This is a genomic window from Moraxella sp. CTOTU48268, from assembly GCF_032069585.1.
In the GTDB taxonomy this organism is placed as follows: Bacteria; Pseudomonadota; Gammaproteobacteria; order Pseudomonadales; family Moraxellaceae; genus Faucicola; species Faucicola cinerea.
The window spans coordinates 63051-76021 of the sequence record NZ_DAMALV010000010.1 but is presented as its reverse complement, the minus strand read 5'-3'; the positions used below and the strand labels follow the sequence as shown (position 1 = coordinate 76021).

The 12971-nt window shown below is 44.9% G+C and carries 9 protein-coding genes; 2 read left to right on the top strand and 7 right to left on the bottom strand.

The window, feature by feature from the left end; all coding sequences use genetic code 11:
- Window positions 1-256 precede the first annotated feature (256 nt).
- Together RT143_RS05610 and RT143_RS05605 are read left to right on the top strand one after the other, a co-directional pair.
- Entirely contained in the window at window positions 257-2347 is a 2091-nt protein-coding gene (locus tag RT143_RS05610) for a carbon starvation CstA family protein (protein ID WP_409519692.1), read from the top strand.
- A gap of 85 nt (window positions 2348-2432) precedes the next feature.
- Window positions 2433-2717, top strand: coding sequence for a YbdD/YjiX family protein (locus tag RT143_RS05605; protein ID WP_036598588.1), 285 nt, complete (start codon window positions 2433-2435; stop codon window positions 2715-2717).
- A 300-nt stretch (window positions 2718-3017) separates the two neighbouring features.
- Here the strand turns inward: RT143_RS05605 and RT143_RS05600 are convergent, their stop codons facing one another.
- From RT143_RS05600 to RT143_RS05570, 7 genes are all read right to left on the bottom strand, one after another.
- Window positions 3018-3545 (bottom strand): O-acetyl-ADP-ribose deacetylase, encoded by a 528-nt coding sequence (locus RT143_RS05600; RefSeq protein WP_128681296.1) that lies wholly within the window; start codon window positions 3543-3545, stop codon window positions 3018-3020.
- Window positions 3546-3607: 62 nt separating this feature from the next.
- Window positions 3608-5476 (bottom strand): monovalent cation:proton antiporter-2 (CPA2) family protein, encoded by a 1869-nt coding sequence (locus RT143_RS05595; RefSeq protein WP_138018992.1) that lies wholly within the window; start codon window positions 5474-5476, stop codon window positions 3608-3610.
- Window positions 5477-5494: 18 nt separating this feature from the next.
- Window positions 5495-6250 carry a hypothetical protein gene (locus RT143_RS05590; RefSeq protein ID WP_313091722.1) on the bottom strand — a complete coding sequence of 252 codons (756 nt, stop codon included), beginning with the start codon at window positions 6248-6250 and terminating at the stop codon, window positions 5495-5497.
- 282 nt (window positions 6251-6532) lie between these two features.
- Window positions 6533-7603 (bottom strand): cation diffusion facilitator family transporter, encoded by a 1071-nt coding sequence (locus tag RT143_RS05585; RefSeq protein ID WP_313091720.1) that lies wholly within the window; start codon window positions 7601-7603, stop codon window positions 6533-6535.
- Between the two features lie 131 nt (window positions 7604-7734).
- The gene (locus tag RT143_RS05580) at window positions 7735-9975 is read right to left on the bottom strand and encodes a primosomal protein N' (protein WP_313091719.1); all 2241 of its coding nucleotides are present in this window, start codon (window positions 9973-9975) and stop codon (window positions 7735-7737) included.
- A gap of 148 nt (window positions 9976-10123) precedes the next feature.
- Entirely contained in the window at window positions 10124-10504 is a 381-nt protein-coding gene (locus RT143_RS05575) for a Rid family detoxifying hydrolase (protein WP_095355709.1), read from the bottom strand.
- 27 nt (window positions 10505-10531) lie between these two features.
- Window positions 10532-12697: an HD domain-containing protein gene (locus RT143_RS05570; protein WP_313091737.1), complete on the bottom strand. Its 2166-nt coding sequence runs from the start codon at window positions 12695-12697 to the stop codon at window positions 10532-10534.
- Between the last annotated feature and the right edge of the window lie 274 nt (window positions 12698-12971).

Below are 12971 nucleotides of genomic sequence, written 5' to 3'. Positions count from 1 at the left end.
TAAGCTGATTGGCTCATTATACCAAACAACGATGCAGGCTAAAGCCAGTAAATTTAGTATATATTGAGTAACAGTGATATATTCAATGACGAATGACCACCAATCCATGTTACAATTTGCAAAATATTACAAAAATGAAGCAATAATGCTTTAACGTAATTACATGTTAATTTAGTTCAGTTGAAGATAATTGCTTTTATCTCTACCCCAGGATGACCTTATATAAAAAGGAGTTGACATGCAGACAAATTCCGCAATGACAAGTAACTCCCCCATGCTATCAAAGTTAGTGTGGTTACTTGTTGCAATTATTGGCGCAGTGGCATTAGGGACAATCGCCCTCCACCGCGGCGAAAGTATCAACGCGGTGTGGCTTGTTGCCGCTGCCGTGTGTTCGTATAGCATTGCTTATCGCTACTATAGTCTATTTATCGCCAAAAAAGTCTTTGAACTCAATCCCCGCCGCGTGACACCGGCTCACCGCCTAAAAGATGGCTTAGATTATGTTCCTACCAATAAATACGTCTTATTTGGTCACCACTTTGCTGCGATTGCTGGGGCAGGTCCATTAGTCGGTCCTATCTTAGCGGCACAAATGGGTTATTTGCCAGGTACGCTATGGCTCATCATTGGGGTGGTATTTGCAGGTGCGGTACAAGATTTTACTGTACTATTTATCTCGACCCGCCGTGATGGCAAATCACTGGGTGAAATGGCAAAAGACGAGCTGGGTGCTTTTACGGGTATTACGGTGATGCTCGGTGCACTCGGCGTGATGGTCATCATTCTTGCAGTACTGGCACTGGTAGTCGTCAAAGCATTGGCGCACAGTCCTTGGGGGCTATTTACCATCGCGGCAACGATTCCAATCGCGCTACTGATGGGCATTTACATGCGCTATTTACGCCCAGGTAAAATCATGGAAGTGTCTATCATCGGTTTTGTGTTGATGATGGCGGCGATTGTTTTTGGTGGCGATATTGCCAAAGACCCTGCGATGGCTGAATTGTTTACCTTGACAGGTACCCAGCTGACTTGGGCATTGATGATTTATGGTGTGGTAGCATCGGTATTGCCTGTGTGGCTGCTGCTTGCGCCGCGTGATTATTTATCAACTTTTTTAAAAATAGGGGTGATTGTAGGTTTGGCACTGGCGATTGTCTTTACCATGCCAGAGTTAAAAATGCCCGCGGTTACCAAATTTATCGATGGCACGGGACCAGTATTTAAAGGCGGGTTATTTCCGTTCTTGTTTATTACCATTGCTTGTGGTGCTATCTCTGGTTTTCACGCGTTGGTATCGAGTGGTACGACCCCAAAACTTGTGGATAATGAAGTAGATACTCGCGCCATTGGTTACGGTGGTATGCTCATGGAGTCGATGGTTGGTATCATGGCAATGATCTGTGCCACCATTCTCGACCCTGGTATGTATTTTGCGATTAATGCGCCAGCTGCGCTTTTAGGTACAACCCCAGAGACAGCTGCAGCCGCTATCCAAAAATTAGGGTTTGTGATTACCCCCGATGCGCTTACGACACTAGCGCAGCAAGTGGGTGAAAGCTCAATTATCTCACGGACAGGCGGTGCGCCGACCTTTGCGATTGGTATGGCGCATATCCTATCGTCTATCTTTGGTAGTACGGCGATGATGGGGTTTTGGTATCACTTTGCGATTTTATTTGAAGCCTTGTTTATTTTGACTGCCGTAGATGCAGGGACGCGTGCTTGTCGTTTTATGGTACAAGACACCATCGGCATCGTGGTGCCATCGGTGCGTGGCTCAACCAATCTCGGCGTGCATTTGCTTGCGACTTTGATTGCAGTCGCCGCTTGGGGCTTCTTTGTCTACCAAGGCGTCATTGATCCGCTTGGGGGCATTAACTCATTGTGGCCGCTATTTGGCATCGGTAACCAAATCTTGGCAGCCATGGCATTAACCCTAGGTACCGCAGTTTTATTTAAAATGAAAAAACAAAAGTATGCTTGGGTCACTGTGGCACCCACAGTTTTCTTACTGATTACCTGTTTGACGGCAGGTTGGCAAAAAATCTTCCATGAAAATCCAGCGATTGGTTTCTTGGCGCAAGCGCACAAATACAGCGCCGCGATTGCCAAAGGTGAAGTGTTAAAACCTGCCAAAACCTTGGATGAGATGCAAACCATCGTATTCTCAAACTATGTGGATGCCGTGCTTTGTGGCTTCTTTATGATTGTGTTGATTGTGATGATGGTTGGTACGATTCGCGCATTAACAAAAGCCTTGGCAAGTGATAAACCTACTGTGGTTGAAGGTGAGGCGATTTATGAAGATCCGAAACCCTTGAATATTTCTGCACCGCATTAGTGAAAAATTACCAGCAATTGCACTTATATAGTGCAATTACTTGAATTTCACCAAAACCATGCTACGCAGATAGGAGGAGTGTCACATGAGTAATAACGCGTTAATCGCTAACTTGATTAAAATGACCTTGAAGGCGCAAAAGGAGGTAATTTTTAGCCCAAAAAATATGACCCGCCTAATCACGCTGGTCAAACGGATGCAACAAAGCTTTCGTTTGATGGTCGGTGTCCCTGATTATGCGACCTACGTCAGCCATATGCAGGAGCAGCATCCTGACCTAGAGCCGATGGATGAAAAAACCTTTTTTCGCTACTGCGTCGATGCGCGCTACCCGAGTAATGGCGGTAGCATGAAGCGATGTCCTTGCTAATTCTATAAATCGGTAAAAAACAGTCTAAAATTAGGCTGTTTTTTTTATCAAAAATTGAATTGTTAATTTTTGTAAATATCGCCAATGATTGTCGGCAAAAATGACCCAAGATTTATACACAATCGCTTTTGGCAGGTCTGGTCGCAGTGGGTGTAGGCTCTGATATCATGCACCCTTAAGGCGGTTTATTGTTTCATTTTTCATGATTGCAAGTTGGCAGTCGCCCATGGATTTGGACATTGCATTCAGATACTGCTTTGAGATAATTAAGGCTTCGACATCATGTAAAATTTGCATATTTTAATTTTCGGGCTGGACTAAATTTAGATAAAGCTGATAATTTTCTGCATCAAAACAGACAAAGATAATATCTTCAAATTCATGATTTTCGTTTTGCTTGACGAAATCTTTTACGGTGTTTACCGCAATTTGTGCGGCTTGTTGTTTTGGAAAACGATACACACCCGTTGAAATATTGGGAAAAGCAATGGTTTTAACGCCGTTTTGCTCAGCAAGTTTCAGCGATTCGGTGTAACAGCTTGCTAGTAGCGCTGACTCATTTGCCTGTCCGCCATGCCAAACAGGTCCGACGGTGTGAATCACATATTTGGCGGGTAAATTCCCTGCAGGGGTAATCACGGCTTTGCCAGTAGGACAACCGCCTTGCTCATCATGAATCACTCGACATGCCGCAAGCAGTGACGTGCCTGCTTTACGGTGAATAGCGCCATCAACCCCGCCACCACCGAGCAATGAATTGTTGGCAGCGTTGACAATCGCATCAACAGCTAGGGTCGTAATATCTTGTTGTACGACACGGATTTGCATGCTTGTACTCCTTATGATTTTTAACATTTTAAATGTTCGTTTCTATTGATGGTTTGTTTGGGTTATTTTTTTGTTTGCGAGTAGGATTCATCGGCTAATTTTTCAAATCGTTCTTTTTCTTTATGGAGTTCATGTTTCGCGGTGGTCATATCGCTATCAAATAAGCTTTCGAGTTCTTGAATCGCCGATTGTGCTGAGGCAATCATCTCGGCTTCATCTTCATAGATGGCGCGCTGCCGTTCAATCAAAGCGTCATCATAATCGCGGAACATTTGCACGGTTTTTCGTGCGGTTTCTGGCTCCATGCCCAATACTTCCAAGGTTTCGCGTGACATATCCAGCGAAGATAGGTAGGTTTCTCGCCAAATATACTTAACCCCCGCATCGCGCAAACGATAATAATGCTCACGGTTTTTGGCACGTGCCAAGATGGTCAGATGCGGATAATTGCGTACCACATAATCGGCCACCGTAGCAGACAGCTCGATATCACCAATGGCAATAATAAAAACTTTGGCTCGTTGAAGTCCTGCTGCGCGTAGGATTTCAGGGTTTTGGGGATTGCCATAGTATACTTGGTTACCAAATTTGCGGACGAAATCGACTTGGTTGGCAGATTTTTCAATCGCGGTAAATTCAATATTGTGCATGCGTAGCACACGACCGATGATTTGCCCGACACGTCCAAAGCCTGCAATCACCACTGCGTGCTCATGGTTGGGTATTTTGTCGTATTCTTTACTGGGCTTAGCTTTGGCAAATATCGGATTGCCAATTTTTTCCAGTAATAAAAATGCCAGTGGCGTCATTGCCATTGAGACAGTTACCACAAGGTTTAGAATATTTTGTTGTTCACGGGTTAACAGATGCTGGGCGGTCGCCACGCTAAACAGTACAAACGCAAATTCCCCGCCTTGCGCTAGCGTCACCCCAAGACGGATACTACTTTCGTTTTTGTTGCCCATGAGCCGCGCAATGATTGTCAGCACCACAAACTTAATGAGCATCAGCAATACTGCCAAGCCAATGATGAGTAAGGGCTTGGCGACAATTAATTTGACGTTGGTGAGCATACCGACTGACATAAAAAACAGCCCAAGCAGCAGACCCTTAAATGGCTCAATACTCGCCTCTAACTCGTGGCGGTATTCGGAGTCAGCCAATAGCACCCCGGTTAAAAATGCCCCAAGTGCCATTGACAAGCCTATATAATTCATCAATAGCGACACACCCAGTACGATAAACAACGCCGTGGCGGTGAGCAGCTCGGTGGCGTTACTAGAGGCCACAAACTTAAAGAAAGGACGTACCACAAACCGACTGACAAATATCATGCCAGCAAAAATACTAATGACTTTGGCAAAATAAATCCAATCGTAATTTTGCTCTTGCGCGCCCGACAAAAATGGCAAGGCGGCAAGTAAAGGAATAACCGCGATATCTTGAAACAATAAAATAGTAAAGGCTTGCTGACCATGCGTGGTGGCAAGCTGCTTTTTTTCACCCAATAACTGCAACACAAACGCCGTTGATGACAGCGCCAAGCCAAAACCGATGACAAAGCTATTTGATAGCCGAATATCTAAAAAATACCACGATAGCAGCATCAGCACCACGCCCGTGACAATCACCTGCAGCCCGCCTAACACAAAAATCTGTTGCCTAAGTGCCCAAAGCCGAGAGGGCTGTAGCTCTAAGCCAATAATAAATAATAGCAGCACGACCCCAAATTCAGAAAAATGCAGCAAGTCATCGGGGTTACCCGCAACTTTCAAAAAACTTGGACCCAGCAATAAGCCTGTAAACAAATAACCCAATACCGTGGCGATACCAAAACGCTTCGCAAGCGGTATCAAAATCACTGCCGCACCCAAAAAGATAGTTGCGTCAAGCATCATAGAACTATCAGCACTGGCAGCAAGCACAAACATACAAAACCTCAATTATTTTTAATTTTTGACAAAAATTTTCCAAATCCCGTTATCGGCAATCGCATTTTTATAGGCGTCATTGCGTTTTTTACGGGGAGTTTGCCGACTGTCCACCACTTTAAAGTCTGCTAATGTTTGAATCACCAAACCTGTGCGATAAAAACGAATCCGTTCAGGCTCTAGCAATTCACCTTTGGGATTGCGACAAAACACATAAGCGCGTAAATCAATAAATTCACGATGCGCCACCAGTCGCACGTCTTCGCTTTTCGCTAGGGCATTTTCCATCGCTATTAAGTGGGCATCCTCATACGGACCGCATTTTTCAACCAGTGCACCCACTGACCCAAAATTTTTGGATTCTTTGGCTTTGGTACGGGTCAAATGTAGTTTTTGCACATGATAAATAAACTGCGGTATCTCAAGGCTTGCGGGTAATGGCAGATAATCAGGCGGCAATCCTGCTGAAGGATAAAACCCTTTGGCGCGGTCAATCAGAGCTTGCCAGGTTTGCTCATAGCTTTGTACCTCTGCCAAATTGCCTGCATAAATAGGCAAGTCTTGAATTTGGGTGAGATAGGGCGGCGGAAAAAAATTATCCCGAAACTGGGCAATATCGGCTTGCAAGGTGGAGAGCAATAACTTGACCTGTTTTTTATGCGCCTTTTCATCGACCAGCAATGCTGAGGGATTGCCATTATCTGAGTTGTCTGAGCCATCAGATTGGGTGAGATGCAAATTGGGTGCCACGAAAGGTGCAGAACGGTGTGTCATACGCGTTTACCTCCAGTAAGCTAATGATTTTTATATAGATTTAATATAGATATTACATACAGATGTTTAATTGTTTGGCAAACGTTTACCAAGCGTTTAGCAAATAAGGCTTGCCACAGCAGGGTGCTGATTCATCCTAACATATTTAGCCTAAGTAATGCGCACTATTACGCAATTAATCGTAAGAAAAGTTAAGCAAGCAAATAGCAAACCCCACAAAATAAAAACTAAAAACGCTCAGCGGTAGCACCGATTTTTTGGCACCTTAGGTCAAAAAGTCGGTTAGTGTGCGTGTGCATGGACAGGGGATGCACTGGTAATGTCACAATTAAACTGCGCGGAGTGAGCATGCAAATCACTCTCAAATTGAATGGTACTGTGCCCAATGCCTAAATGCTGTAACTCATGCTGTAAGTCTGATAATAGTGCATCAGTTTGCTGCAGGGTAAGCGAGCTTGGGACAATGATATGACAAGATAAACTATGTAAGCCGCTGGTAATCGTCCAGATATGTAGGTCATGAACCGATAACACGTTTGGGTGGGCAGAGAGGGTGTTGATAATAACGCTTTGGTCAATATCATTGGGCGCGCCTTCCATCAAGATATGGGCGGCGTTTTTGACAACAGCATAGCCACTACGAACAATCAGTAGTGCCACCAAAATACTCACTGCCGCATCTGCCCACACCCAGCCAAACAGCATAATCACAACAGCAGCAATAATCGCAGCCACCGAGCCTAGCAAGTCACTTAATACATGTAAATAAGCGCTTTTCATATTGAGATTATCAGTATCACCACCGTGCATTAGCTTCGCCACCACCAAATTGACGATAAGTCCAATAGTACTGATAACTAGCATACCCGTGGTGGCGATTTGTGGCGGCTGCTGAAAACGCAGCACGGCTTCATAGATAATACCTGCACTGATAATCAGTAGCGTCAGACCATTGATGAGTGCAATCAAAATCTCAAAACGGCGATAGCCAAAAGTTTTATGGGAGGTAGCAGATTTTTTACCGACGATAAACGCAAACAAAGTCATGGCAAGTGACACAGCATCACTAAACATATGACCTGCATCTGATAACAACGCCAAACTGCCGGTAATATAACCGCCGATGACTTCAACAATCATATAGCTTGCAATGATGGCAAACGCTATGGTGATGATACGCTGATTATCGGTATGGCTGTGACTATGACTATGACTATGATTGTGGTCAGCGTCATCATGGCGGTGATTGTTGCTATGACCATGCGCATTAGGCTGCTCATGATGCGGGTTATGAGGGTCGTTAGGGTGCGCATCAGTAGGCTGCTTTGAATCTTCAATGTGTTGTGGGGTCATTGTTATTTACTTACCCTAATTAATGGTAAAAATTAGCTAAATTGTAGCCCAATCAGCGACTTGAAAAAAGCCCATTCAAACATCATCGTGAAATAAGCGCTTTAGCAAAAGCAATGGTTTTGCAAGTCAGGTTAAGACCAACTCATCGGATCAATGTCAATCGATAGTCTAGCATACTTTGCCGATGGCAACGCAATTGTCTGTCGCCACCAGTCCGACAATAGCTGCTGGCGGACGTGGCGTGTTTTGGTCAAAATCAATAAATGCGAGTGATAGCGACTGTTTTTCTTTGCCATCGGCGCATCCACCGGGCCATTAATCGCAATACCCAAGGCTGTCATGTGCTGGCGTGATGGCAACAGCGCAATCGCTTGATGCAAAATTTGCTGATTGTTTTCTAACGATTTGCTTTCCACCCGTACCAAACAAGCGTAAGTAAATGGCGGCAATCCCAACATGCGCCGCTCAGTCAATAATTGCTGGGCAAAACTCAGATATCCTTCACGTACCAAAGTCAGTAACGCAGGATTTTCAGGCTGCAGGGTTTGTATCAATACCAGACCTGCTTTATCGGCACGACCTGCACGACCTGCCACTTGGATAATCAACTGGGCGGTATGCTCAGGCGAGCGAAAATCTGAGGATAAAAAACCGCGGTCAGCATTGGGGATTGCCACCAAGGTCACATTGGGGAAATGATGCCCTTTTGCCACCATTTGCGTGCCCACCAAAATGGCTTTGGGGTTATCAGCAATACGCTGATACACTTGCTCCCAACTGTTTTTTTTACGCGTGGTATCGCGGTCAATCTGAATCACAGGCACATCGGGGAAAAGCTCAGTTAACCCTTCAACCATCCGCGCCGTACCCATGCCCACAGGGTCAAGATTGCTACTACCACAGCTAGGGCAATGGTTCGGGATGGCTTGCTGCCAATCGCAGTGGTGGCATTTTAGCGTTGCCACTGGCTGAAAATGCACCGTCAAATGCGCATCACAGCGCGGGCAGTCTGCTTGCCAACCGCAAGCATCACACAATAAGATGGGCGCGTAGCCACGACGGTTTAAAAATACCAATACTTGCTCATCTTTATCCAACGTCTGCTGAATGGCTTGAATTAAGCTTTGCGCTAAACCGTTTTGCCATGCTTGTTGGCGCGCATCAATCAGCTGCATGATGGCAGGTTTGGCATCGCCTGCACGCTGGGTCAAAGTAAGCTCAGTGAGTTTACCTTGTTGGACCAGATATAGGCTTTCAAGCGATGGCGTCGCGGTGCCCAAAATCACCGGACAATTAAGCTGAAACCCACGATAGAGCGCCACGTCACTGGCGTGATAGCGCAGGGAGTCTTGCTGTTTGTAAGATTGGTCATGCGACTCATCGACAATAATCAGCCCTAAATTGGCAAATGGGTATAACACTGACGAACGCGTACCGATAATAATTTGTGCATAGCCCAGTCGGCATTGTTGCCAGCCATCAAGCCGCACAGTGTCATTAAGTCCTGAATGTAGCATCAATACTTGAGCTTCAAATCGTTCGGCAAATCGCTGCCGGGTCTGTGGGGTCAGCCCAATTTCTGGCACTAAGATAAGCACTTGTTTGCCCTGCGCCAGTACCGTTTGCATCACTTGCAAATACACTTCGGTCTTGCCACTTCCCGTAATCCCATTGAGCAAAAAACCTTCATAGTGTGGCTGCTGGCAGGCGTGGGTGATTTTTTGCACCGCTTGTTGTTGCTGTAAATTTAAGCTAAGCGGCGTGGTGGCGAGCTTAGCAAGCTTGGGTAAAGATGGCATTTGATAAATAGGCGCAATCAGACCTTTTTGCTCAAATTTTTTTAAATAAGCGGGCTCGACACCGTTGTCTATCAGCGCAAACTCACTTACAAGCTTTGTGTCATTGCTATGCGAATTACTATGCGAATTGCCATGCAAGTTGATGACCAATTCACATAAAGCAAATTGTTGGCGTTGTTTTTTTGCACTGGCAGAAAAATCCTCGTCAGTGGCATCGCGTAATTGTTGCCAACATAATTGTCGGTAGTCGAGCGTCGTCCCTTGACGAATCAAAGTCGGCAACATGACAGCGAACACATCGCCAAGCGGATAGCAGTAATAAGCGGACAGCCAATAAGCGAGTTTTAGCAATGCCTCATCGACAATCGGCAGCTCATCAAGTATGTCCAATACAGGTTTAATCGCATTTTGCGTAAGCTGACTGTGCTCAATATGCGCCACCACAATGCCGACCAATTTGCGCGCACCAAACGGTACTCGGACGCGGCAGCCAATCGTGGGCAACGCATCGCCCACAACGCGATAATCAAACACCGAATCAATGGGCACAGGTAAGGCAACTTGGATTAGCAAAACACACCTTTAAAAATTGTTGTAGGGTTAAATTATAGCCCAATTCTAGGCGTTAAACTGTGGTCAGATGGGCAAAAATTTGACATAAAAAAAGGCAAGTCTTGTAACTCACCTTCCATTTGAGCGGGTTAACATTATAAAACCAAAATCAATCTAAAACCAAAATCGCTTCAATTTCGACCACCGCACCTTTTGGCAAGGCAGCCACTTGCACCGCGGCACGGGCAGGGTAAGGGGCAGACAAACGCGCCACAAAAATCTCATTTAAGGCCGTAAAATCTGCCAAATCGGTGAGCGAAACATTAAACTTCACCACATTGGCTAACGAACCACCTGCGGCTTGGCAGATAGCATCGATGTTTGACATGACTTGGTTGGCCTGATTGACAAAACCATCGGCTAGGGTCATGGTATTTGGGTCGAGTCCGATTTGACCTGAAATATAGACAGTCTTATCAACTTTCACGGCTTGTGAATAAGTGCCTACCGCAGCAGGCGCATTGTCAGTATGAATGATGTCACGGCTCATATTATTTCCTATTACAGTATGATGGGTTTATAAAATATCTTTATTTTTTGGCGCAGACGTATTTTGGCTCTGAGAAAGTAGCACTTCGTCATTCCATTGATACAGTCTTACAATATTGGGGTAGCCCAAGAAGGTACGGAGGCGCTGAATTAAGCTTGCAATCTGGTCACGGCTTTGCACCACCACAAACAGTAAAGTATAGCCATTACGCTGTTCGATATATTCAAAACCTGCTTGAGTGTCACGCACAATAAAGATTAAATCGCTGATTTGCTCATCGGTCAGGTTTTGATTAATTTTTAGCGCAGCATCAAAATAAATACGCTTGGATATCTCATCCTCACTGTTGGATACTCGCCAATGTAGCGGAATTACTTGGTATTCGTTGACACGGCGAATTTCATCAATTGAAAAACATTTATGTCGATGCACCACCAAGCCATTTTTTGAAATATGCCCGACAATCGGGTCGCCATACACCGGATGACAACAGCTGGAAAAATTCATCTCCATATTAGCGGCATCCGCAATCAAGCTTTGCGGTTGGTTAGCGGCATGGGCGCTGGCTTGGTTTTTGGCAAGCTGCTCTTGGGTCAATAAGCGCGAAACGGCAATCTGCGGCAGCAATTTACCTGTGGTAAACTCCATAAAGAACGCACTTTTATCCTGTAAGCCCCGCCAATCAAGTAGCAATTGCCATTGTTCATCACTCACATCAGCGAGTGAAAGATTTTGCGTTTTAAGCGCGCGCTCAAAGGCGGTTTTACCTTCGTGCTCTTTTTGCTCAGGATTTAAGCCTTTTAACCATTCAAACAACGCACGCCGCGCTTTATTGGTTGCCACAAAACCCAGCCACTCCGCTTTTGGAATCGCATTGGGGTCCGTATGAATTTTGACCCTATTGCCAGTTTTCAAAATCGTACCCAGTTTGGCTTCTACGCCATTTATTTCAGCGCCGGTTGCACGGTTACCGATATGAGTACTGATAGTATAGGCAAAATCAAGCGCTGTGGAGCCGCGCGGCAACTCATAGGCATCACCGTTTGGGGTATAGCAAATAATTTTACGTTCGTGAAGATAGTCAATCAGTTTATCGACCACCGTCACCGCATCGGATGGCTGCTCTTCGATATCGCTTTCATTGTCGGCAATCAAGTTTTGCAGATTGCGTAGAGAAGCCTGAATCACCGACTGACTAAGTGGCGATGCTGCTTCACCCATCAAAATCCCTAAACGGGTGGTTTTGAGCATGGTTTTAGTCAGAATGACCACTTTGATGGTGTCATGGTCGTTTTTATAGGTAATGGTCAGCGATTGGTTGCCCCCGGCACGTGGATGGCGGATATTGTCTTCGATACATTCAGGCGCAATTTGGTATTTATTAATAAAATACTTGGCGATTTGGTCGCAGTCTTCTACTTTATCCATGACTAGCATAAATTCATAATGCCACAGCAAATCGGTGATTTCGCCGCGATTTTTAAAGAACTGCCGAAACAAAGTCACACGGTTATCGACATCTTTGACATAACCTTTAACATCCAGTCGGCTCAAAACAATATTTAAATAATTATGAATAGCTTCTTGTTGAAAGGTGCGCCCCAAGCCATGCTGCATAAGCTTATCGGATAATTTATTATACATAGGCGCATTTAGGCTGCGATAACATAAAATCTCGATATAGTCGGCTAAATCATTAAGCCCAAGCGTACGTGCAAACGGCACATAAAAATCCAACGTTTCTTGTGCGGTTGCCTGTTGTTTTTTTTCAGGCACAGCTTCAATGGTGGTCATATTGTGCAGGCGGTCCGCCAATTTGACAATCAACACGCGCGGATCTTCTAGCGTTGCGGTAATAATGCGATAAAAAGTCGCGGCTTTATTGATGTGTTTTTCATTGGAGGATTTTAATTTGGTAACACCATTGACGATTTGGGCAACTGCCTTGCCAAACTCTCGGGTCAAATCTTCTTCAGTGGTAGGCGTATCTTCAACGGTATCATGCAAAATTGCCGCCACGATGGTATCGACATCCATGCGAAAACTACCCAAAATCTCCGCTACCGCCATAGGGTGGGTGATATAAGGCTCGCCAGATTTGCGTTTATCTTTGATATGGGCTTGGTCGCCAAAGGCACAGGCTTTGAGAACAATTTGCTGTTCGGCATCATCCAAATAATCCAATACACGCATTAGGTCAAACTGTGCAATATCCACATCAGGATGGCTTAATTTTGGTAAAGTTGATATATTCAAAAATGTGCCCTCAACGTACGATCGATAGGTTTAACCTGCTAAAAGATTCATATTGTTCTGGTCAGCAGTTAACTCTATCATAAAAAACGGTTGGATAAAAATAGCTGGCATCAAACCAGCTAAAGTTAGTAAAAACGTATTATAAAGATATCTTAATTATTCGCAAAATTACCGCGAATTGTCAAGCTAAGTTACATATAATTCCACGTTT